General features: G+C 66.5%; 20 protein-coding genes. 10 read left to right on the forward strand and 10 right to left on the reverse strand.

Annotated features, from left to right (window positions below):
* Nucleotides 1-101 precede the first annotated feature (101 nt).
* Nucleotides 102-1,013, forward strand: a complete 912-nt coding sequence (locus ACP2AD_RS07415) for a class I SAM-dependent methyltransferase (protein ID WP_425229447.1) — start codon at nucleotides 102-104, stop codon at nucleotides 1,011-1,013.
* A 3-nt stretch (nucleotides 1,014-1,016) separates the two neighbouring features.
* Here the strand turns inward: ACP2AD_RS07415 and ACP2AD_RS07420 are convergent, their stop codons facing one another.
* Together ACP2AD_RS07420 and ACP2AD_RS07425 are read right to left on the reverse strand one after the other, a co-directional pair.
* Nucleotides 1,017-2,426: a class II 3-deoxy-7-phosphoheptulonate synthase gene (locus tag ACP2AD_RS07420; protein ID WP_425229448.1), complete on the reverse strand. Its 1,410-nt coding sequence runs from the start codon at nucleotides 2,424-2,426 to the stop codon at nucleotides 1,017-1,019.
* 29 nt (nucleotides 2,427-2,455) lie between these two features.
* On the reverse strand, nucleotides 2,456-3,889 hold the full coding sequence (locus ACP2AD_RS07425) for a carotenoid oxygenase family protein (protein WP_425229449.1): 1,434 nt from the start codon (nucleotides 3,887-3,889) through the stop codon (nucleotides 2,456-2,458).
* A 43-nt stretch (nucleotides 3,890-3,932) separates the two neighbouring features.
* On the opposite strand from ACP2AD_RS07425, the gene ACP2AD_RS07430 reads away from it, so the two are divergent.
* On the forward strand, nucleotides 3,933-4,514 hold the full coding sequence (locus ACP2AD_RS07430) for a TetR/AcrR family transcriptional regulator (RefSeq protein WP_425229450.1): 582 nt from the start codon (nucleotides 3,933-3,935) through the stop codon (nucleotides 4,512-4,514).
* 36 nt (nucleotides 4,515-4,550) lie between these two features.
* On the forward strand, nucleotides 4,551-5,570 hold the full coding sequence (locus tag ACP2AD_RS07435) for a UDP-glucuronic acid decarboxylase family protein (RefSeq protein WP_425229451.1): 1,020 nt from the start codon (nucleotides 4,551-4,553) through the stop codon (nucleotides 5,568-5,570).
* Between the two features lie 7 nt (nucleotides 5,571-5,577).
* Here ACP2AD_RS07435 and ACP2AD_RS07440 read toward each other — a convergent pair whose 3' ends face one another.
* Nucleotides 5,578-6,516, reverse strand: a complete 939-nt coding sequence (locus ACP2AD_RS07440) for a D-2-hydroxyacid dehydrogenase (RefSeq protein WP_425229452.1) — start codon at nucleotides 6,514-6,516, stop codon at nucleotides 5,578-5,580.
* 62 nt (nucleotides 6,517-6,578) lie between these two features.
* Between ACP2AD_RS07440 and ACP2AD_RS07445 the strand changes: the two genes are divergently transcribed.
* A complete protein-coding gene (locus ACP2AD_RS07445; protein ID WP_425229453.1) occupies nucleotides 6,579-7,547 on the forward strand; it encodes a M48 family metallopeptidase in 969 nt (322 codons plus the stop codon).
* On the opposite strand, the gene cysS is transcribed toward ACP2AD_RS07445, so the two are convergent.
* The 6 genes from cysS to ACP2AD_RS07475 all read right to left on the reverse strand — a co-directional run bounded on the left by cysS (nucleotide 7,539) and on the right by ACP2AD_RS07475 (nucleotide 14,222).
* Nucleotides 7,539-8,966, reverse strand: coding sequence for a cysteine--tRNA ligase (gene cysS / locus ACP2AD_RS07450; protein WP_425229454.1), 1,428 nt, complete (start codon nucleotides 8,964-8,966; stop codon nucleotides 7,539-7,541). The two genes, ACP2AD_RS07445 and cysS, sit on opposite strands and share 9 nt — an antisense overlap.
* Nucleotides 8,967-9,007: 41 nt before the next feature.
* A complete protein-coding gene (locus ACP2AD_RS07455; RefSeq protein ID WP_425229455.1) occupies nucleotides 9,008-9,973 on the reverse strand; it encodes a GDP-L-fucose synthase family protein in 966 nt (321 codons plus the stop codon).
* Nucleotides 9,970-11,052: a GDP-mannose 4,6-dehydratase gene (gene gmd, locus ACP2AD_RS07460; protein ID WP_425229456.1), complete on the reverse strand. Its 1,083-nt coding sequence runs from the start codon at nucleotides 11,050-11,052 to the stop codon at nucleotides 9,970-9,972. Before gmd ends, ACP2AD_RS07455 begins: the two co-directional genes overlap by 4 nt.
* Nucleotides 11,053-11,116: 64 nt before the next feature.
* The gene (locus tag ACP2AD_RS07465) at nucleotides 11,117-12,064 is read right to left on the reverse strand and encodes an intradiol ring-cleavage dioxygenase (RefSeq protein ID WP_425229457.1); all 948 of its coding nucleotides are present in this window, start codon (nucleotides 12,062-12,064) and stop codon (nucleotides 11,117-11,119) included.
* Between the two features lie 90 nt (nucleotides 12,065-12,154).
* A complete protein-coding gene (locus ACP2AD_RS07470) occupies nucleotides 12,155-13,450 on the reverse strand; it encodes a sensor histidine kinase (protein ID WP_425229458.1) in 1,296 nt (431 codons plus the stop codon).
* Nucleotides 13,437-14,222 (reverse strand): response regulator, encoded by a 786-nt coding sequence (locus ACP2AD_RS07475; RefSeq protein WP_425229459.1) that lies wholly within the window; start codon nucleotides 14,220-14,222, stop codon nucleotides 13,437-13,439. Before ACP2AD_RS07475 ends, ACP2AD_RS07470 begins: the two co-directional genes overlap by 14 nt.
* A gap of 209 nt (nucleotides 14,223-14,431) precedes the next feature.
* On the opposite strand from ACP2AD_RS07475, the gene rpsU reads away from it, so the two are divergent.
* Both rpsU and ACP2AD_RS07485 read left to right on the forward strand, forming a co-directional pair.
* Nucleotides 14,432-14,638 carry a 30S ribosomal protein S21 gene (gene rpsU, locus ACP2AD_RS07480; protein ID WP_007404630.1) on the forward strand — a complete coding sequence of 69 codons (207 nt, stop codon included), beginning with the start codon at nucleotides 14,432-14,434 and terminating at the stop codon, nucleotides 14,636-14,638.
* A 110-nt stretch (nucleotides 14,639-14,748) separates the two neighbouring features.
* A complete protein-coding gene (locus tag ACP2AD_RS07485; protein WP_425229460.1) occupies nucleotides 14,749-15,357 on the forward strand; it encodes an FKBP-type peptidyl-prolyl cis-trans isomerase in 609 nt (202 codons plus the stop codon).
* Nucleotides 15,358-15,365: 8 nt separating this feature from the next.
* On the opposite strand, the gene ACP2AD_RS07490 is transcribed toward ACP2AD_RS07485, so the two are convergent.
* Nucleotides 15,366-16,541, reverse strand: a complete 1,176-nt coding sequence (locus tag ACP2AD_RS07490; protein ID WP_425229461.1) for a hypothetical protein — start codon at nucleotides 16,539-16,541, stop codon at nucleotides 15,366-15,368.
* Between the two features lie 226 nt (nucleotides 16,542-16,767).
* On the opposite strand from ACP2AD_RS07490, the gene ACP2AD_RS07495 reads away from it, so the two are divergent.
* The 4 genes from ACP2AD_RS07495 to ACP2AD_RS07510 are packed head-to-tail and all read left to right on the forward strand — an operon-like array spanning nucleotide 16,768 to nucleotide 22,502.
* The gene (locus tag ACP2AD_RS07495; protein WP_425229462.1) at nucleotides 16,768-18,216 is read left to right on the forward strand and encodes an O-antigen ligase family protein; all 1,449 of its coding nucleotides are present in this window, start codon (nucleotides 16,768-16,770) and stop codon (nucleotides 18,214-18,216) included.
* A 19-nt stretch (nucleotides 18,217-18,235) separates the two neighbouring features.
* Complete coding sequence (locus tag ACP2AD_RS07500) at nucleotides 18,236-19,012, forward strand: polysaccharide biosynthesis/export family protein (protein WP_425229463.1); 777 nt, start codon at nucleotides 18,236-18,238, stop codon at nucleotides 19,010-19,012.
* A 9-nt stretch (nucleotides 19,013-19,021) separates the two neighbouring features.
* The gene (locus tag ACP2AD_RS07505; protein ID WP_425229464.1) at nucleotides 19,022-21,208 is read left to right on the forward strand and encodes a GumC family protein; all 2,187 of its coding nucleotides are present in this window, start codon (nucleotides 19,022-19,024) and stop codon (nucleotides 21,206-21,208) included.
* The gene (locus tag ACP2AD_RS07510; RefSeq protein ID WP_425229465.1) at nucleotides 21,162-22,502 is read left to right on the forward strand and encodes a hypothetical protein; all 1,341 of its coding nucleotides are present in this window, start codon (nucleotides 21,162-21,164) and stop codon (nucleotides 22,500-22,502) included. Before ACP2AD_RS07505 ends, ACP2AD_RS07510 begins: the two co-directional genes overlap by 47 nt.
* Nucleotides 22,503-22,509 lie beyond the last annotated feature (7 nt).

Here is a 22,509-nt window from a genome sequence, read left to right on the forward strand (position 1 = left end):
AGTTTTTGCATCGCAACATCGCGCTTCCCGCACGGTTTGCCACACGGGTCACGATCACCTAATCGGCAGGACCAATCCGCCGCCGCTTCCCTGGACCCGCCATGACCGACGCGACTTTTCCCCATCGCGCCTGCCCCGCCTGTGCCGCCGACCAGCCGAAGGTCGAGGTATCGAGCGCGCACCCGGCGGAGGCGATGTCGCTCGATGCGCTGCGCCCGGCCTGGATGGGGCTCAACGACGACAAGCCGTTCTTCTCCTATGCGCGGTGTGGAATGTGCGGGTTGCTCTATGCACCGGCTTTCTTCACCGACGCGCAGCTTGACGAGCTGTACGCCGACATGGCGCCCAACATGGACGTCGTGCCGCTCGCCGCGATCGAGCGGACGCAACGCGGCTATTTCGACACCGCGGCGGAGGGCGCCACGCTTGACGGCGATTTCCTGGAGCTGGGACCGGATATCGGCTACGTGGCTGGCCACGCCGCGCGTGAGGGCCGGTTCGACCGGTTCTGGCTGGTCGAGCCGAACCGGTCGGTCCACCCGCAGCTGGCGGCAGCGGTTGGCGACCGGCCGCACGCTATCCTGACCGACCTGGAGGATTTGTCGGCGGTACCCGATGGGTCGGTCGGGCTCGCCGTGATGGTGCACGTCCTCGATCACCTGCTGGCCCCGCTCGCAACGCTGACCACGCTGCACCGCAAGCTCAAGCCCGGCGGGCGCTTGATGATCGTCACGCATAACGAAGCGTCGCTGCTGCGCAGGGTGATGGGGCGGAAGTGGCCGCCCTTTTGCCTGCAGCATCCCGAGCTGTATAACCCGCGCTCCATCGCCGCGCTCGCGCGCCGCGCCGGCTATGCCGCGACGCGCGTGCGCCGCAGCCGCAACTACTTCCCGATCGACTTCATGGCGCGGCAGGCGGCAGGGACGGTGGGGGTCAGGCTTGACCGCCTGCCGCTGCCCAAAACGGCGTTGGGCCTGCGGCTCGGCAACATCATCACCGTCGCGGAGAAGTGATCCTCAGGCGGCCGCGCGACGGCGCTCGGCCAGCTCCTCGTTGAGCATCTCGGCGAGCAGGAAGGCCAGCTCCAGGCTTTGCGAGGCATTGAGCCGCGGATCGCAATGGGTGTGGTAGCGGTCGGCCAGGCTCTGTTCGGTGACATCGACCGCGCCGCCGGTGCATTCAGTGACGTTCTGCCCGGTCATCTCGGCGTGAATGCCGCCCGCATGCGTCCCCTCGGCGCGATGCACCGCGAAAAAGCCGCGTACCTCCGCCAGGATGCGCTCGAATGGCCGCGTCTTGTAGCCGGTCATCGACTGCATGGTGTTGCCGTGCATCGGGTCGCACGACCAGACCACCGGATGCCCCTCGCGCGACACCGCCCGCACCAGCTTGGGCAGCGCGCCTTCGATTTTGTCATAGCCATAGCGGGTGATGAGCGTCATCCGCCCCGCAACCCGCGCCGGGTTGAGCGTGTCGAGCAGCCGCAAAAGCATGTCGGGCTCCAGGCTGGGCCCGCATTTCACGCCGACCGGGTTGCCGATCCCGCGCAGGAACTCGACATGCGCAGAGCCCGGGAAGCGGGTGCGGTCGCCGATCCACAGGAAGTGCGCGGACGTGTCGTACCAGTCGCCGGTCAGTGAATCCTGCCGCGCCATCGCCTGCTCGTACGGCAGCAGCAGCGCCTCGTGGCTGGTGTAGAACGCGGTCTGCGCCAGCTGCGGCACCGTCTCCGGGTCGATGCCACACGCGCGCATGAACTCTAGCGCGTCGCCGATCCGGTCCGCGGTCTCGCGGTACTTGCGGCTCCAGGGGGAGGAGCCAAGGAAATCATGGGTCCAGCGATGGACCTGATGGAGGTTTGCATAGCCGCCCTGCGCAAAGGCGCGGAGCAGGTTCAGCGTCGCGGCCGCCTGGCTGTAGGCGCGGATCATCCGCTGCGGATCGGGCTCGCGCGCTTCCGGCGTAAAGGCGATATCGTTGACGTTGTCGCCGCGATAGGAGGGCAGGGCGACCTCATCGACCGTCTCCGTCGGCGCCGAGCGCGGCTTGGCGAACTGACCCGCCATCCGCCCGACCTTCACCACCGGCAGCTTGGAGGCATAGGTCAGGACGACTGCCATCTGCAGGATGACACGGAAGGTGTCGCGGATGTTGTTGGGGTGGAACTCGGCGAAGCTCTCCGCACAGTCGCCGCCCTGGAGCAGGAAAGCGCGGCCAGCCGCAACCTCGGCCAGCGAGGCGGTCAGGTTGCGCGCCTCGCCCGCGAACACCAGCGGCGGAAAGTTCTTCAGCGTCGCGGTGGCGGCGTCGAGCGCAGAGGTGTCGCGATAGTCGGGCTGCTGCAGCGCTTCGTGCGCCGTCCAGCTGTCGGGAGCCCAATGGGGCATGGCGGGGTTTCCGTTGGAACGATCAGGTCGCCCCGCCATGCGCTGAACGCCGCGATTTCGCAAATCGGTTAGCCCGCGTCGGGCAGCCAGTTGCCGTGAAATCCCGGCGGAACGCGATGCGGCAGGCGGATGCTGGCGACCGGATCCCCGGCAAAGGCGCGTGCGTTGAGGATGACGAGGTCGGTGGTCTCACCGGGCAGGTCGACGACCAGCCCGATCAGATAGCCCTCGTCCTCCGCCGCGTCGGCATACGCAGGGACGAAGACGAACTCGCCCGGATAGCGGCCGGCGCCGAACTCATGCGCCGCGCGCGTGCCGGTCTCCAGATCGTGCTTGTAGAGCCGGGTCGCGCCGACGAACTGATCGGCCGCCGTGTCCGGCAACGCCATCGTATAGCAGTAGCGATAGGGCTGGCCCCAGCGGCGCTCGTCGGGGCGCGGGAACTCCTGCGGGCTCGCGTCGATCGTGCGGCGTTCGACGGTGCGCGCGGCCGGGTCGATCGTCCACCGCTCCAGGCCAAGGTTCTGCCCGTCCGGCCCGTGCCGCCCGTCGGCGAACATCGTCCGGTACGCCGCCACGTCGAGCACGACGCGCCCGTCCGCATCGTCGAAGCTGTTGGCTACATGGAAGACATAGGCGGGATCGACCGGGCACCAGATCATGTCGGCGTCGGCGCCGCCGCGCGGCAGCAGGCCGACCCGCGCCTGATGCCCCTCGTTCCAGCGGTACGGGAAGGAGTGACCGCCGATCATCGCCTTCATCGAGAAGGTGACGGGCAGATCGAGGACGATCGCGTAGCGCGCGGTGAACCCGCAATCGTGGATCGACGGCCCGTGCGCGACCGCGATCGGCTCCTCGCGCACCACCTGACCGTCCGGGGACAGTACGATATGGCGGACGACGCCCGGGTCGGTGCCCTCATAGGCAACCGCATGGTGCTCGCCGGTCAGCGGGTCCCGATGCGGGTGCGCGGTGAAAGAGCCGAGCAGCGTGTCGTCAAACGCGTTGTAGGTCTGCTCTTCCAGCGTATCGGACAGCTCGACGGGATAGCTGCCCGCCTCGACCAGCGCCCAGGTGCGGCCACCGATGCCGACGACGTTGGTGTTGACGGTGTCGAAGCCATGCCGCGGCCCTGGCGCCGCCCCGTCGGGATGGACCTCGCCGACATGCCGGGAACGGATCCAGCGGTTGCGATACCATTGCGCCCGCCCGTCCTTCAGCGCGATGCCATGAACCATGCCGTCGCCGGTGAACCAGTGGTGCCCGGCGGGATCGGGCTTGATCGGGTTCGGCCCGATGCGCAGGTAGCGGCCGTCAAACACCGGCGGGATCGCGCCCGTAACGGCGAGGTCGGTCAGCGTCAGCTCATCCGTCATCGGCTGATGAATGCCCGTGAGAAAGGGGTGCTCCTCGTGCGGCAGGCGGCGGCGGTTAAACGCGGCGACCTTGCCCATGCCCTTGGCGACGGTGGACCGAACGACATTTTCGACGATGCTTGCCATCACGACTCGCTCCTGCAATGTTGACGGGGTAAACATAGCGTCGATGGTAACAGTGTCAACATCAACCCGAGCCTATCATCACGGCGACCTTCGTCCCGCGCTTGTAAACGCGGCACTGGCTCTGGTCGCAGAGGCCGACGAGCTGTCGCTCCGCGCGGTGGCGCGGCGGGTGGGAGTCAGCGCCACGGCGGTGTACCGGCACTTTCCCGACAAGGACGCGCTGCTGACGGCGATCGCGAAGGCGGGGCTGGCGCAGCTCGGAGCGGCGCAGCACGCGGCTTATGACGCGGCCGGCGGCGGTGCGGCGGGGTTCAACGCGACCGGGGTCGCCTATGTCAGGTTCGCGCTCGCCAATCCGGCGCTGTTCAGGCTGATCTATGCGCAGCCGCTGGATCACGCGATGGCGAGCGGCGTTGGTGGCGATGACGACGACGCGATGACCTTTCTGCTCGCCAACGCCGCTGCGCTCGCTCCGGGCGGCGTCGATACGCGCGTCTTCGCCCTTCAGGCATGGTCCGTCGCGCACGGCCTCGCGATGCTCATGCTCGATGGTGCGGTGCCGGTCGACGAGTCGATGATCGCGCGGGTCGTGGATGCGCACGCCATGCTCGGGACCGGCGCCTGACGGGCGGAAGACCTTGCGGCACGGGCACTTTCCTGCATGAAGGGCGGAAACGAAGGTCGGGAGTGGCAAGTGGGTTATACCAACGAACGGGTGCTGGTGACCGGTGGGGCGGGGTTCATCGGCTCGCACCTGTGCGAGCGGCTGCTGGCAGGCGGGGCGGAGGTGCTGTGTGTCGACAACTATTACACCGGCCGCCGCGACAATATCCGTCACCTGCTAGCCGATCCGAAGTTCGAGGTGCTGCGCCACGACGTGACCTTCCCGCTCTACACCGAGGTCGACCGCATCTATAATCTCGCCTGCCCGGCCAGCCCGGTTCACTATCAGTTCGACCCCGTTCAGACGACCAAGACCAGCGTCATGGGCGCGATCAACATGCTGGGCCTTGCCAAGCGGCTCAAGGTCCCGATCCTCCAGGCGTCGACCAGCGAGGTCTATGGCGACCCCGCCGTTCACCCCCAACCGGAGAGCTACTGGGGCAACGTCAATCCAGTCGGTATCCGCTCCTGCTACGACGAGGGCAAGCGGTGCGCTGAGACGCTGTTCTTCGACTATCACCGCCAGCATCGCGTGCAGATAAAGGTTGTGCGGATCTTCAACACCTATGGCCCGCGGATGCATCCCGACGATGGCCGCGTCGTGTCGAACTTCATCGTCCAGGCGCTGACCGGCCAGCCGATCACGCTGTATGGCGAGGGGACGCAGACGCGGTCCTTCTGCTATGTCGACGATCTGGTCGACGGCTTCCTGCGGCTGATGAACACGGATGCGGAGGTGACGGGGCCGATCAACCTCGGCAATCCCGACGAGTTCACGATGCGCGAGCTGGCCGACCTGGTGCAGGAGCTGACCGGCACGGCGTCGACGGTGGTGCACAAGCCGCTGCCTGCCGACGACCCGCGCCAGCGCCAACCCGACATTGCGCAGGCGCGGGCGATGCTTGGCTGGGGACCGAAGGTGAAGCTGCGCGAAGGGCTGGGGCGGACGATCGCGTATTTCGACCGATTGCTGAGCAAAGCGCCGCGCGTCGCCGACGTGGTCCAGCTCTCGGCCTGAACGCGCGTCAGTACCCCGCGTCGAGATCGACGACGTTCTGCATCGGCCGCCCCTCGCGGAATGCCGCCAGGTTTTGCAGGAAAAGCGTCGCCGCGCGCCCGAACATCTTGGTTTGCGCCCGCCCCGACAGGTGCATCGAGATCATGCAGTTGGGCGCGGACCAGAGCGGGTGCTCGGGTGGCAGCGGCTCCGGGCTGGTCGGGTCGAGAAACGCGCCGCCAATCGCGCCGCCGCGCAGCGCCGCCAGCAGCGCGTCGTCGTCGATCATGTCGCCGCGTGCGATGTTGATGAGCCACGCGCTTTTCTTCATCGCCGCCAGCTCGGGCGCGCCGATCAGCGCCTTGGTCGCGTCGGTGGACGGCGCGGCGAGCACCACCCAGTCGAACTCGCCCAGCCGCGCCTGCCACTGGTCGGGCGTCAGGCTGCTGTTGCGGCCTGAGCGGGTCACCGCCGTCACCTCGACCCCGAACGCCGCCAGCCGCTCGCCGATCAGCCGCCCGATCGCGCCATAGCCGATCACCAGCGCCCTGGTCTCGAACAGCTCGACCTTGCCGGGCGAGTCCTTCAGCCAGTCCTGGCGGTCGTGCGCGCGAACCACTTCGTCGAAGCGCTTCGCCGCGACCAGCACGCCCATCACCGCATATTCGGCGACGGCATAGGCGTTGATGCCTGCGCCGTTGGTCACCGTCACCTTGCCTTCGCGCAGCCGGTCGAGCGGAAAGGCGTCGAGCCCCGCATAGATTGTCGTCACCCATTTCAGCTCCGGCCCGGCGGCGCGGATCGCTTCCGCGGTCAGGTGGGTCGGCTGCATGTCGACCCAGGCGATGTCGGCGTCAGCGATCCCGGCGTTCGCCTCGGCCGGACTGGCGAACCACGCCACCGTCAGGCCGGCGGGTAGCTGCGGTTCGAGCATCGGGCGGGCGAGGGCGGGGAGCACGGCTTTCATGGCGATCACCCTATCTACGCGCAGCGCTACAGGCGAGGGGCGGAATGCGCTAGGGCGGAGGCATGGTGCGCGTCGCCGCAATAATGGTCGCCCTCGCCGCCGCCGCCGCGGTCGATCCCGCTTATTGGACGGCCCTCCGCACCGTCGACGGGCGGATGGGGACGATCGCCTATCGCCTGACCACCGCCAACGCCGCGCTGTGCCGCGAGGTGGAGCCGACGCCCGGGCTGCAGCTCCACGCCATCGACCAGTACGCGATCGACGCGCAGCCCGGCGCGCGCCGGGCATTCGGCTTTGCCCGCCCAGTGCAGGTGGAGGCGGTCGCACCGGGTAGCCCGGCTGCCGCGGCACGGATCGCGGCCGACGACGCGCTGCTCGCGGTCGGGGACACCGCAGTTACCGGACCTGCGCCCGACGCGGCGGACACCAGCGTCACCCGCGACGCTGCGCAGGCGCTGATCGCCGTGCAGCCCGCCGGCCGTCCGCTGACGCTGACGGTCGAGCATCGCGGCGTCGCACGCACCGTGGTGGTGCCCGCGAGTCCCGGCTGCCGTTCGGCGTTCGAGGTGCTGCTCGGCCCGGGGATGACGGCGTCGTCGGACGGGCGCGTTGTCCAGGTCTCGGTGCGCTTCTTCGAGCGTTATGACGATGCCGCGATCGCCGCGATCGTCGCGCACGAGCTGAGCCACACGATCCTGCGCCACCGCGCGCGGCTGGAGGCGGCGGGGGTGCATTGGGGACTGGCGGGGGAGTTCGGCCGCAATGCCCGGCTGTTTCGGCGGACCGAGGACGACGCCGACCGGCTCAGTGTTCACCTGCTGAGGAACGCCGGATATGATCCCGGCGCGGCGGTTGCCTTCTGGCGCGCGCATGGCGGCGAGATCGACGCCGGCCTGTTCCGCAGCCCGACCCACCCCTCGCCGCGCGCCCGAGCCGATGCGCTGGCGGCGGAGGTGGCGATATTGCCGCCGCCGGGCGCGCGCGATGACGCGCCCGCGGTCTTGGCCACACGCGATCAATCGCTACGCTAGGTCCAGCTTCCAGTCCCAGCCGAGCGGGTCGCCGTCCATCACCTCGACGCCTGCCTCAGCCAGTTCCGCCCGGATCGCATCGGAGCGGCCGAACTGCTTCGCCGCCCGCGCCGCCCGACGTTCGGCCAGCCGCGCCGTGATGGCATCCTCGCCGATACGCGCCTCGGCTGGCCGCACCCGCAGATCGGCGCGGGTCAGCGTCGTCAGCTGTAGGCCAAGCGCCGCATCGACGTCAGTCGCCATCGCCAGCCGAACATCGGGCGAGAGTCGCTTGTCGGCGAGCAGCTCGTCCAGCACGGTCAGCGCCTTTGCGGTATTGAGATCCTCGCCCAGCGCATCGGCCACGCGCTCGGCATACGCCGCGCCGTCGCCCTTCGCTGCGTCGCCAGCCCGCGCGCGCAATCCCTCGATCGCCTGCGCCAGCCGCTTGAGCCGGGTCAGCGCCGCCAGCAGCCCCGCCCAGCTGAACTCCAGCTCGCTGCGGTAATGGGCCTGAAGGCACATCAGCCGATAGGCGAGGGGGTGCACGCCGCGGTCGACCAGCCGTTGCAGCATCAGGAACTCGCCGCTCGATTTGGACATCTTGCCCCTGCGGTCGACCAGGAAATTGTTGTGCATCCACAGCCCCGCGCCCGTATCGGCGCAGCCGCAATGCGCCTGGTTCTGCGCGATCTCGTTGGGATGGTGGATCTCGCGATGATCGATCCCGCCGGTGTGGATGTCGAACGGGTGGCCGAGATGCTGGAGGCTCATCACCGAGCATTCCAGGTGCCAGCCCGGCGCGCCGCGGCCCCAGGGGCTGTCCCACTCCATCTGCCGCCGATCGTCCGGCGCCGACGTCCGCCAGATCGCGAAGTCCTGCGGGTGGCGCTTGCCCGACACCGGATCGATCCGGCTCTCGCCCTCGTCCGCCCTCGCGCGGGCCAGCACGCCGTAGTGCGGAACGGTCGAGGTATCGAAATATAGCCCGCTCTCAAGTCGATAGCAGCTCTTTTCGATAGTTCGCGCGAACTCGATCATCTCGGGAATGTGGTCGGTTGCGACCGTCCATTCGGCGGGTTCGACGATATTGAGCCGCCGCACGTCGCGCTTGAAAGCGTCCGTATAATGCGCCGCGATCTCCCAGATCGAACGCTGCTGGGCGGCGGCGGCCTGCTCCATCTTGTCATCGCCCGCGTCGGCGTCGCTGGTCAGGTGACCGACATCGGTGATGTTGATGATGTGCTTGGTAGCGAACCCCCGCCACCGCAATACCCGCCCCAGCGTGTCGGCGAACAAAAACGCCCGCATGTTGCCGATATGCTGGTAGTTATAGACCGTCGGCCCGCAGGTGTAGATCCGCACCGTCTTCCCATCGCGCGGCCCCGCAAATGGTTCGAGCGATCGGCTAAGGCTGTTGTAGAAGGAAAGGGGGAGCATGGAAGCCATGCTCTAGCCGCGCGGTCGCCCGCCGCAAGCGGTCAGACGACCATCGCCACGTCGCGATACTCGCCCGCGCGATAGGCGGCATAGGCGCGTTCCAGCCCCTCGCGCAGCGGCGTCCGCGCGCGCCAGCCCAGCGCCGCCAGCCGGCGTCCGTCCATCAGCTTGCGCGGCGTGCCGTCGGGCTTCGACCGGTCGAACACCATCTCGCCGCGATAGCCGACGACCTCCATCACCAGCTCGGTCAGCGCCCGGATCGACAGGTCTTCGCCCGTCCCGACATTGACATGCTCCTCGCCGGAGTAATGCTGCATCAAGTGGACGCAGGCGTCGGCGCAGTCGTCGACGTACATGAACTCACGCCGTGGCGTGCCCGTGCCCCACACCGTCACCGGGTCGCCGGTCCGTTTGGCGCTGTCGACCTTGCGGATCAGCGCGGGAACGACATGGCTGGACGTGAGGTCGTAATTGTCGCCCGGCCCGTAGAGATTGGTCGGCATGGCGGCGATCATGTCCCGGCCGTGCTGGCGCCGGAACGCCTGAGTCAGCTTGATTCCGGCGATCTTGGCGACCGCATACCATTGATTAGTCGGCTCCAGCGGACCGGTCAGAAGCGCCTCCTCGCGGATCGGCTGCGGCGCCAGCTGCGGGTAGATGCAGGACGAGCCGAGGAAGAGCAGCTTCTCGACATCAGCGGCATGCGCCGCGGCGACGATGCTGGTCTCGATCAGCAGATTGTCGAGCAGGAAATCGGCCGGGCGGCTGTCGTTGGCGACGATGCCGCCGACGGTCGCCGCCGCCAGGAACACGGCGTCCGGCCGCCGGTCCGCCGCCCACCGCCGCACCGCCGCCGCGTCGCGCAGGTCGAGTTCGGCGCGGGTCGCGGTCAACACCTCGCAATCCTCGCCCGCCAGCCGCCGGACCAACGCGCCGCCGACCATGCCGCGATGTCCCGCGACCCAGACGCGCTTGCCTTCAAGAGGGTATTGCACCGGCAAGGTCACGCGCCTTTGCCGATCGGCGCGTCGCGCATCGTTTTAAGGTCGGCCTCGACCATTTCGCGCGCCAGCTCGCGGGGGCCCGTCGCGTGCCGCCAGCCGAGCTTCCGGTGCGCCTTGCTGGGGTCGCCGATCAGCAGCTCGACTTCGGTCGGGCGGAAATAGCGGGGGTCGACCGCGACGCGGAGCGTGCCCGTCGCGGTGCAATAGCCCTGCTCGCCGACGCCTTCGCCGCGCCACGCCAGCTTGATGCCGGCATCGGCGAACGCCCATTCGACGAAGGTGCGCACCGGCGTCGTCTCGCCGGTGGCCAGCACATAGTCGTCCGGCTCATCCATCTGCGTCATCATCCACATGCCGCGGACATATTCGCGCGCATGTCCCCAGTCGCGCTGCGCACCCAGATTGCCCAGGAACAGCGTCTCCTGCCGCCCCAGCGCGATGGCGGCGGCGGCGCGGGTAATCTTGCGCGTGACGAAGGTCTCGCCACGCAGCGGGCTTTCGTGGTTGAACAGGATGCCGTTGGAGGCGTGGATGCCATAGGCCTCGCGGTAATTGACGACGATCCAATAGGCGTAAAGCTTCGCTGCGGCATAGGGGCTGCGCGGATAGAAGGGCGTGGTCTCGCGCTGTGGCACTTCCTGCACCAGCCCATACAGCTCGGAGGTCGACGCCTGATAGAATCGCGTCTTCTTCTCGAAGCCCAGGATGCGGATCGCCTCCAGCAGCCGCAGCGTCCCCAGCGCGTCAGAGTTTGCCGTGTATTCGGGGGTCTCGAAACTGACCTGAACATGGCTCTGCGCCGCTAGATTGTAGATTTCGTCGGGCTGCGTCTCCTGCACCAGCCGGATCAGGTTGGTGCTGTCGGTCATGTCGCCATAGTGGAGCGAGAAGCGCGGGTGCTCGACGTGCGGGTCCTCGTAGATGTCCTCGATCCGTCCGGTGTTGAACGATGACGATCGGCGCTTCATGCCGTGGACGCGGTAGCCCTTGTCCAGCAGCAGCTGCGCCAGATACGCGCCGTCCTGCCCCGTCACGCCGGTAATCAACGCCGTCTTGCCCGACACGAGCCGCCCTTCAGCCATCAACGATACCGCCGCCCCATAGCGGAGCGGGGGTGGCTTGGAACCCCGTGTCTTACCTCCGCGGCTAGCGCGCGATGCCGATCAGCGCCGTCGCGCTATACCCCGCCGACGGGCTGCCGGTGAAAGCCGGCGTCTGCTGTGCGAGCTGGGCGGCGGTGTTGTCGCCGAACACATTGTCCGACGACAGGCTCACGTTGCGATAGATGGTGGCGCTCGACGGGTAGGTCGTTGTGTCGGCATAGACCGCGGCGTTGATCGCGGCGGGCAGCGCGAACTGCGAGGTCAGCACCGCATAACGTCCGCCCAGCGCGTTCGCGACGCTGGAGAACACTTCAAAATGCATGTGCGGCCAGCGTCCGTCATAGCAGGCCGGGTAGATGGTGGTGAAGGTCACCTGGCCATTGGCATCAGTCACCTGAACCCCGCGCAAATAGCTTTCTGTCGACGCGGTGTAGAGCGAATAACGGCCCTGCCGGTCGGCGTGCCACAGGTACACGGCATAGCCCGCCAGCGGCGCGCAGGCGGCGTTGACGTTGACCAGCGTGATCGTGATCTTGACCTGCACGCCAGTAGCGACGGTGGTCGAGCTGATGAAGCTCGACCGGATGTCGGAACGGACGATACCGCTCGCGGTCAACACGTTGCTGGTCGCCCCGCTCGACGAGTTGGTGCCGTCGGCAGGGTAGGGGCCACCGGTCTCCGTCGGATCGGCGATGCAGCCCGAGCTGGTCGAGGTGGCGGTGGCGGTGGCGGTTGGGGTGGGCGTGGCAGTCGCGGTGGCCGTCGCGGTGGGGGTCGGGGTCGGCGTGCTGGTGGCGCCCGCCGCGCTGACCACGCTGACGCTGCCCGACCCCGAGCCGCTGCCGCCGCAGCCCGCAACCAGGGCCGTCGTGCCTGCACCGGCGAACCATTGCAGCGCCCGGCGCCGCGCGATCAGCGCCTGCAGACGGGGAAGGTCGTCCGCCATCCCGTCGCCGTGATCATGATGGCCGCGCTGATCGTGATCGAGCATGGTGTGGTTCCTCTGTGTCCGGTTCACCCCGGCTAAGCACTCCGCATAACAAGGATATTTCGCCGCCCGGTCCGATTGTTGCAGGATGTTTCAGGCGATCGGCAGCATCACCTCCGCCCGCGCGCCCACACCGTCAACGCGGTCGCTCAGCATCACCGTGCCGCCGTGGCGGGTCGCGATGGTTCGCACGATAGCGAGGCCCAGCCCTGCGCCGCCGGTCGCGCGGTTGCGCGACGATTCGCCGCGCACGAAGGGTTCGAACAATCGCTCGGCGTCCGCACCGCCCAGTCCCGGCCCCGCGTCGTCGACCCGCACGGCGACCGCGTCATCCACCATCTGCCAGCTCAGCGCCGCTGTGTCGCCATACCGCACCGCGTTCGCAATCAGATTGGCGAAGAGGCGCCGCAATGCACCGGGATCGCCGCGGACGATCGCCCTGTCGCCTGCCGTCAGCTTCACGGGCGCGCCTGCCACAGCCATGTCCTCGACCAGCGAATCGAGCAGGCTACCGAGATCGACGCGCGCGGCCTGGGCCGGGGCCGCCTCGTCGCGCGCGAACACCAGCGTCGCGGCGATCATCGCCCGCATCTCGTCGATGTCGCCCGCGGCGCGGGCGCGAGCCGCCTCGGGCAACTGCTCGATCCAAAAGGCGAGGCGGGAAAGGGGGGTGCCCAGATCGTGGGCGATCGCTCCGAGCATCGCGGTGCGGCCCTCCGCGTGCCGCTGCAGCCGGTCGTGCATCGTCAAGACCGCGCGGGTCAGATCGCGCACCTCCGCCGCGCCACCGGCGGGGAGCGGCTTCAGCGGCGTACCGGCACGCGCCGCCAGCGCGGCGTCCGCGACCTGGCGCAACGGCCGTGAAATCGCCCGTGCGACGAACCACGCCAGCCCGGACAGCAACGCCAGCACCAGCAGCATCGCGGTGAGCGTCACCCGATGCCAGGGCGTGAAGAATGAGTCCGGCCGGGTCTCGACGATGCGCCACGCGCCGTCATGACGCCAGCCGACCTGAAACGGGCCGCGCACCTCATCGGGCACGTCGCTGTGTCCCGGCGGCATCAGCGCCAGCACATCGGCGGCGGGCGCGCCGAGCAACCGTGCCAGCTGCACCTCCGCCGCGGGATCGCGCCGGTCGGTGAAGCGCGGCTCGGGCGGTATCGGCCGCTCGACAACCGACAGCGGCCGGCCGTTGCCTGACGGGCCGTGCCCGGTCCGCAACGCGGTCACGATATTGGCATAGGGCTGCGGGGCAGGCATAGGCGGCGGGCCGTTGAAGGTGACCGCGAACATGACCGCTGTCGCCGCCGCCGCTGCCGCCACGACGAGGAGCAGGATCGACCAGGCGATCGACCGGCCCCCGCGGCGTTGCGGTTCAGCGCGCGACATCGCAGGTGAACATATAGCCTTCGTTGCGCACCGTCCGGATCATCTCGTCGCCGCCCAAGGTTCCTTTGGGCCCGTCGCTGCGCTGTAGCTTGCGGCGCAGGCGGCTGACCTGGACGTCGATTGCGCGGTCGAAATGCTCGGCGTCTTGGCCGCGGCTGTGGTCGAGCAGGAAGTCGCGGGTCAGCACCCGGCGCGGGTGCTCGACCAGCGTCATCAGCAGCCGAAACTCGCCGTCCGACAGGTTGATCACCACCTCGTCGGAGTCGAGCAGCTGGCGCGCCATCGGATCGAGCCGCCAGCCGGCGAAGCGAAGATAGGCTCGCACCGGCTCCGCCGGCCGCGCCGCCACCGGCCGCTCCGCCCCCGACCGCTCTGCGTGGCGGCGGAGCACCGAGCGGATACGCGCAAGCAGCTCGCGCGGGTTGGCGGGCTTCGCAAGATAGTCGTCGGCGCCCATCTCCAGCCCGACGATGCGGTCCACCTCCTCGCCGATCACCGACAGGATGATGACCGCCGGGCTTGCCGCACGATCAAGCGAGCGAAGGATCGACAATCCGTCCTCGCCCGGCATCATTACGTCCAGCACGATCAACGCATAGGTTTCGCGCGCCAGCTTGGCTCGCATCTCTGCCCCGTCGGCGGCGGTATCGACCTGATAGCCATGCGCCGCCAGAAACCCGGCGGTCAGCTCCCGGATACCGGGGTCGTCGTCGACGACGAGGAGGCGGGTGGCGAGGTCCATCTGATCGGCTGGGTCGGCGAGCTGGAGCATGCCCCAAGGAGTGAGCGTCGCGCGTATCCCGCACTTTGCAGCACTGCAACAATGCGGGATTGCGCAGCTGCTGTGGCATCGGTGCAACAGCTGCTGGGGCGCAGCCGATGCTTGCCATGTTGGAGCCGCGCTGCTAGGCAGCCGCTGTTCTGACGGCGCGGACCCGATCCGCGCCGCGCTTGTCATTCGCCCGGAGTTCGACCCTTCCCATGCAGATCATCGTTCGCGACAATAATGTCGACCAGGCCCTGCGCGCGCTCAAGAAGAAGCTGCAGCGCGAGGGCGTGTATCGCGAGATGAAGCTGCGCCGGCACTATGAGAAGCCGTCGGAAAAGCGTGCCCGCGAGCGCGCCGCCGCCGTGCGCCGCGCCCGCAAGCTGGAGCGCAAGCGCGCCGAGCGCGACGGGGCGCGGTGAGGCGTTTGAGCCTCTACTTAGCCTCATCTTCCACGCGCGACGGGTTCGATTAACCTAGCGCGCGCCGCACGTTTCGCCGCCGGTGAGCGCGGCGCTGACCGGGGATCGCCATGACCACCGTGACCGCCGTCCCGCTTCAGCCCGTCAAGCGCGGCTATCTGATCTGGTTGTGGCTCGGCATCATCCTGGCTTGCGTTTCTGCCTGGGCGCTGGCGCGGCAGGGCGATCCGGCGCTGGTCCGCGAGGCGCGTGGCCACGGCATCGTCACCACCGCATCCGGGCTGCAGTACAAGATCGTCAAGCCGGGCGAGGCGGGCGGCGCCCACCCGACCGCGTCCGACGTCGCGCTGATCCAATATCAGGGCCGCCTGCTCGACGGCACCACCTTCGACAAGTCGGAGCGGCCGACGCCGCTGCCGCTGTCGGGGGTCGTGCCCGGCTTTTCCGAGACGCTGAAGCTGATGACCAAGGGCGAGAAGGTCCGCGTCTGGATGCCGCCGTCGCTCGGCTATGGCGCCACGCCGCCGCCCGGTGCGCCGATCCCGGCCAACGCGACGCTGGTCTTCGACGTCGAGCTGATCGACTTCATCCCCGAGACCGTCCTCCGCCAGATGCAGGCTCAGCAAAGCATGGGCGGCATGCCGGGTGGGGCTGTGCCGCCGGGGGTGGCGCCTCCGGGTGGGGCGATTCCCCCGGGTGGGGCACCGATTGGGCGCTGATCCTTCGATCAGCTCAGAACGCCCGCTGTTCTGAGCTGCTGAAGGATAGCGGCGAGGGTCCGGCGGGCCTCGATATCCTGCACCACACCGCCGGCAGGGGCAATGATAGGTGGCCCCTGCGCGCACAACAGGTCGCGATCCAGTATGCCGCTTGTCAGGTTGCGTATTAGTGTTCGGCGTGTGTTGCGGCCTGTATCGTGGAAACGGCCAGCGGCGGTCGACGCATAGCTGACGGCTTCGAAGCTGTTGCCGTCCCCACGATTGTGGATCGTATTAAATTGGCTTCCCTGAACGCGGTTCGCCGTTCCTGCGAACACGGCGATGCCGTCGTCGTACAGGTTGACGAAGCTGTTGCGGTCGCCTTCGCACCGCACCCCGAACGTGCCGTTGACCTCCAAATCCATGCCAAGGAATAGGTTGTCCGACGCACCCCGCTCGACCAGCAGTCCACCTTGGCCGTTTCCCTCGGCCGTGCCCGACAAGAAGGTGCAGTTGATCGTATGGACTAGGCGAATGCCGACATCGCGCGCCTGCTCGGCGATCGGCATGCGGAAGAGGCAAGCTGCGGTGTCTTCGCCTTCGCCGCGCGCGTCGAGCACGAACCCATCGATGGGAGAAGGCTGCATGCCGCCGATCGCAAGTCCAGTCACGCGCACGCCATACTCCGTACAGACGGACCATCGGGTGCGCAGCGCAGCAGCGGCGACGTCGCGGACCGAGGCGGTGATCAGCGAATGGTGAAGTGCACGAACATCAAGGCCATAGCTGGTAGCGGCGTTGCCACCGATCATGGGGTTTCCCGTCACCTGTACGCGGTAAACCCCGTCGCCGATGCTGCCGCCATCGAGCAGAAACGCCGGTCCCTCATCTGAATGCCGGAATACCGTACCCGGTGAGCAATCAAGATGCAGGTTGGACACGGCAAAATTAGGCGATTGCGCGTAGCGGTAAGTTCCGGGCGGAACGTGTAGCCGCGGCGTGGCGCCGCCGGTGCTGCCGTGGACCGACGCTGCCCAAGCCAGCGCCCGCCGCAGCGCGGCCCCATCATCCGCCATGCCGTCGCCGACGGCGCCGAAGTCGATAACCGACGTCGAGCACGTCGCGGGGGAGCGCGGCGTCCCAGCGATGACCGGCGGCGATAACTGCGTGGCGCCGGGTCCCGCGCCAAGCGTCGCGGCGACCACAGCAAGAGCTCGTCGCCTGTCTTGGTCCACCAACATCCTCCGAGGCATCCAGTCGGCATGCCGCCGCTCGCATCACTGTTCAAGGCGCAAGCGAAAGGGTTGAGGCTGTCGCTTACCGATGATAGGTCCCGTCATATCGAAGCGGAGGCGGCGGTAGACGACCTGCTGTCCGGATCGGCCAATCTCCCGATGGCTTTGTGCTCGGGCAGTCTTGAAGAGTGAACTTTTGAGCAAAAATCGCGCGGCGTCGCGGCTGCAGCAGCGGCGCGCGCGGTTGCTCGCGCAGGCACCTTTCTTCGTGCTTGCCGCATTTTTGGTGCTGACATTTCTGACCGGCGGCGGCGCACGAGCGGATATCTTATCGTTACTGTTGTTGCGCCCCGTGTCGGCGCTGGTCTGTGGTTACGCGGTTTATCGCTTGCAACGAGCAGACATCGTAAAACACCGTGTCCTGCTGGCGCTGGCGGCTGCGACGGTGCTCCTGGTTGGCGCATACCTCGTTCCGCTGCCGCCTGCCTGGTGGCACGGCCTAGCGGGCCACCAGTTAATTGTGCAAACCGATGCGGCGCTGGGGTTTGCTGACCGCTGGCGCCCGCTAAGTCTGGCGCCAACCGGCACCGAGAATGCGCTGTTTTCGCTGTTGACTCCGTTGGCGGTCCTGCTGCTGACGATCACCCTGCCGCCAACTCAATCAGCGCGCGCTACTTTAGTGATCATTGGGCTCGGGCTGATCTCAGGCGCGCTGGGAATATTGCAGATTCTTGGTCCGCCGGCCGGGCCATTTTACCTCTACGCCATAACCAATAACGGCTCGTCGGTCGGGCTGTTTGCCAACCGTAATCATGCGGCCGTCTTCTTGGCATGCCTCTTTCCGTTCCTAGCGTCGGTAGGAACGATGGACACGTCGCCGGACACGCGGAGTCGCCGCCTGGTCGCCGCAGCGGCTATGGCGATCGTCTTAGTCCCATTGATCGTGATTACCGGATCGCGCGCGGGCGTGGCGTGCGCGGCCCTGGGGTTGATCTTCGCGGCAATGCTTTATCGCCACCCCTCTTTCTCGCCGCGTCGCCATAAGCCGCACTTCGCCAGCCGCGTGTCTCCAGCGATCCTCGCCGGTATAGCCGCGCTTGTAGCTATCGGCGTCGTCGCCGCGCTGATGCGCCGCGGCGTTCTGGACCGCTTCCAGAACACGGCGGACGGCAGCGACTCTCGTCTGGACAGCTGGCGCGAAGTAATGCGGATAGCTAGTGATCACCTGCCCTTTGGTTCGGGTTACGGCACGTTCGATGATGTTTTCCGGATTTACGAGCCGACATCACAACTCGCGCCGACTTACCTCAATCACGCACACAATGACTGGCTTGAACTCTGGATGACGGGCGGCGTCGGCGCGGCGGCTGTGCTGGGAACCTCGCTAATCTTGGGGCTCAGCGCCGTTGCGCGTGTAATTCGGACGCGGGCACGCCGCAGCGATCCGACGATCGGATTGGCGCGGCTTGGTGCGGCAATCCTGTCCCTGATGGCCGTCGCGAGCGCAGTCGATTATCCGGTTCGTACGCCCTCGCTCGCGGCTTTGTGTGCGCTGTGCGCCGCGTGGTTGTCGATGGGTGCTACCGCGGTGCGCGACGGCGCAGGGGCTAGCTTTCCCGAGCGCGCCAATCTAGATCGCAGCTAAGGCTTTTCTCAAGGTTTCGATGTCCGAATGCTTGCCCTTCCGCGGTCCGGCCGGAGCCGCGCAGCGCCGCGCGTTATGTCTTCTGCTCGCTCCGCTCATCGTCGCAGGGTGTGAGGGGCGGCCGACGGTAGGACCGCCCGCAACGGTCAGCGCAACCTCGGGCGCGGTCGTTGTTGCCGGTACCGACGGCCTGCCGCCGCCATCTGCTGCAGATATCCGGCGATCGGACCGACCATATGTGGTCGGTCCGTTCGATAAGCTTATCATCGATGTGTTCGGTATTCAGGAGCTGAGCGGCAAGGAGGTGCAGACCGACGCGGGGGGACGCATCTCCTTTCCACTCGCCGGCATTATCGAAGCGGCGGGGCATACCCCGGGGGAGATTGAGGCGATCCTACGCGAGCGGCTGCGCGGTCGCTACGTCCGCGATCCCCAGGTCACCGTCAATCTGAAGGAGACGGTCAGTCAAGTCGTTACCGTCGACGGTCAGGTGCGCGAGCCCGGACTTTATCCTGTCGTTGGAAGGATGACATTGATCCGCGCGATCGCGACAGCCAAAGGGCTCGATCAATACGCTCGGTTGAATGATGTGGTCGTCTTCCGCACGGTGAACGGTCAAAAAATGGCTGCACTGTACGACCTTCGCGCGATCAGGCGCGGTGTATATGCCGATCCCGAAATCTACGCCAACGACGTGGTGGTGGTCGGCGACTCTCCAGCTCGCCGCTTGTTCAGAGACCTTTTGGCCACGGTTCCCAGCCTTGCCGGGCCGCTCACCATTTTGCTCACGCGCTGATCGGGTTCGATGCTTCAACAAACGTCTTCCGCCGTGCCGCTGCGCTACGACATGCCTTTCGATTCCGGCGATCAGGTCGCGGCGCGAGCGTTGACGCCGCCAGCATTGGTCCACATCTGGCATGTGGCCCAGCGCTGGAAATGGGTCATGTCCGGCATTGTTGCAGTTGTGTTGGCGACCGGCCTAGTCTTGACGCTGCTGATGACGCCCAAGTTTACGGCGAGTGCGCGGATTGAGATCAGCCGCGAGGAAAAGAAAGTTACAAATGTTGAGGGGCTGGAGTCGGGTGAAGCTGGCCGCGACCTGGAGTTTTATCAGACCCAATATTCACTTCTTGAAGCCGAGTCGGTTGCTTCACGTGTCGCGCATGCCCTGCACCTGACCTCTGACCCCACCTTCTTTGCGGCTCATGGGGTCAGGCCGGTCGCGGGTGGCGGCACGGGTCGGACTGCAACGGAGCGACAGACCATCGCGTTGCTGTTGCGCAACGTCTCGATCGCTCCGATCCGCGGCTCCGCCTTGGTGGACGTCAAATACACCAGCGCGTCACCGGAGCTGTCGGCGAAAGTAGCCAACATGTGGGTGACGCAGTTTATCGCTGCGAGCATGGATCGGCGCTTCGCTTCGACCGCGGATGCGCGAGCATTTCTGGAAGGACGATTGGCGGTGCTTCGGCAACGTCTGGAAGCTTCCGAACGCGCCTTGGTCAACTACGCAGCTGATAAGGGTATTGTCGCGCTTGACCGGGTTCGCGGTGAGAATGGGTCGACAGAGGTCCAGCGCACGCTGACGTCTGCCGATTTGGAAGCACTTAACGAGGCACTCGCAAAGGCAACGGCCGATCGGGTCGCAGCCGAAAGTCAGGCTGGTCATGCCGGAGCCGACGGCAGTAACAGCGATTCATTAAGCAACGTCGCAATCGCAAGTCTGAGACAAAGGCGAGCCGAAGCTGCCGCAGAATATGCTCGTTTGATGGTGCAATTCGAACCGGGCTATCCAGCCGCTCGCGCGATAGCCGAGCAGGTTGCATCACTTGACACGGCTATTGCGCGTGAAGTGGCACGGGTAAGCGGCGGTCGTACAATCGCGTACAGGGAAGCGATTGCGCGCGAGCAGGGCCTACGCGATCGGGTTGATCGATTGAAGCAGGCGATGGGACAGCAGCAACGCGACAGCATTCAGTATAATATTTATCAGCGGGAGGCGGATTCAAACCGCGAGCTATATCAGGGGCTACTTCAGCGTTACAAAGAAATCGGGGTGGCGTCGGTCGGCGCAAATAATGTTTCGATTGTCGACACCGCCGACGTCCCGCAACGGCCGTCCTCGCCTAATCTACCGCTGAATATTCTTCTTTCGCTGATCGCCGGCTTAGGCTTAGCGGTGGCCGGTGCGTTGATCCTCGAGCAGATAGACGAAGGACTGCGTGACCCGGGCGACGTAGCACGGCTGCTCGGGGTGCCGTTGCTGGGCTCGGTGCTCGAGGTGGAGGACCACGACATCTTGTCGGCGCTTGGCGATCCCAAGTCGCCGCTGACGGAAGCGTATCTCAGCATAAGGTCCAACATTGCTTTCTCGACGGATCACGGCGTTCCGCGTGCGTTGATGGTCACCAGCACGAGGCCGGCTGAGGGCAAAAGCACGACGGCGTTGGCGCTGGCTGTTATGCTCGGCCGAACCGGGGCCAATGTCGTGCTGATCGACGCCGACATGCGCTCGCCGTCAATGCACGGACTGCTGGAGGTAAGCAACGCTGAAGGCCTAAGTAACAATCTTGCGGGCGACAATGACTGGCGGCGGATGCTCCATGCGACACGATACCGCGGCCTGAGTGTCCTACCTGCGGGGCCGACTCCGCCCAGCGCCGGCGAACTCCTGAGTAGTGACCGCATGGCGATGCTCATCGGTCAGCTGGCCGAGAGCTTCGACCATGTGGTCGTGGACGCTCCGCCGATCCTCGGACTTGCCGATGCTCCGCTGCTGTCCCGGGCTGTGGAAGGCTGTGTGTTCGTGGTTGAGGCGGAGGGCGTTGCCGTTCGTGGCGTCCGGGCGTCATTGGGGAGGTTGCGCGCGGTCCGCGCCCATGTCTTCGGCGTGGTACTGACCAAATTGAAGAATAAACAGGCCAGCTACGGCTACGGCTACGGCTATGGTGCAGATTATGGCGGTAACACCGCAGGCGGCCGTGACCGCTAAAGGTCCATTCACCATGGTAGGTAGCGCGAGCGCGCACAACCGGGACATCTCTAGATCTTTCCGGATCAGGACCGCGCTTTTGGGTATCGCTTCGCTGCTGCTCGCCGCGGTGTCGTTTGCAGCCGCGGGTGGAACTGCGCTCGCCAACGGATCGCCCGATCTTGCGCTGCGCCTTGCCCCTGGCAACCCCGCCGCGCTGGTGGCGAAAGCGGACGCTATCATGCTAGCGGCCCCCGTTACGGGCGCCGCCGATGCTTCCGCGCTGGCTACTGCGGCGGCACGAGCACAGCCCCTGAACCCTCGCGCACTGAGGATTCTAGGCTATGCTGCCGATCTTAAGGGACGGCTTGGGCAGGCTGCGCGACTGATCGCCCTATCCACTCGCATGTCCCGCCGCGATGTCGGGGCGCAGCTCTGGCTGATCGAATATTCCGTGCGGGTTGGCGACGTTGATGGTGCCTTGGCCCATTATGATCTGGCGTTGAGCACGGGAACCTCTTCTACCAATCTGCTCTACCAAACCTTGACCAACGCGCTCGCCGAGCCCGCGGTGCGCCGGGGTCTCGTGCGCTATCTTGCTCGACGTCGACCTTGGCTCGAAGATTTTCTCGGTTATGCAATCGCTCATAGTGCGCAACCGTCGGCAATTGGTAAGCTGATAGTGGAGTCACCTGGCTTCCTCGCCGATCCCGCGCACGCAGAGCTTGGAAAACGGCTGGTCGAAAGGTCGATCTCTGACGGCGACGCCTTAACTGCGCAACTTGTTTACCTCGCTGCGCCGGAACATACACGGGCTCGCCTCATTTCGCCAAGCTTTGCGTCGCGCGATCGGGATTGGGCGGATGGCGCGGTTGGGTGGCGCTTGCTTGAAACGCCAGACGGCGCTGCGCTACTGATTGCTGGCGGTGGGGGAGACGGCTTGCAGATGCATCTGCAGGGTGCTTCTGACACATTGGCTAAGCTCGCCCAGCGGACTTTATTTCTGACACCAAACAGCTATGTATTCGGAGTGCAAATCCGTTCGACAACGTTTTCGAACGGTGGTTTCGTTCGGTTTCGACTGCACTGTGCCGACTTCGGCGATATGCGTGAACTTTGGTCGCGCGAGGTAGTGCAACCTGGGAAGCTTCGGGTGCAATTCACAGTTGACTCGCGCTGCGCAATGCAGGTGCTCGAGGTCGAGATGGCTGGCGGCGATGGGTCGCAGGGCTCGACTGCCGACATCGGCTCGCCTCTGATCGTCGTGGACGGGGGGCGACACTCAGGGAGCGAAGGCGCGGCGGGGCAGCACTGAGCAACAG

This window comes from Sphingomonas sp., assembly GCF_965248875.1.
GTDB lineage: Bacteria > Pseudomonadota > Alphaproteobacteria > Sphingomonadales > Sphingomonadaceae > Sphingomonas.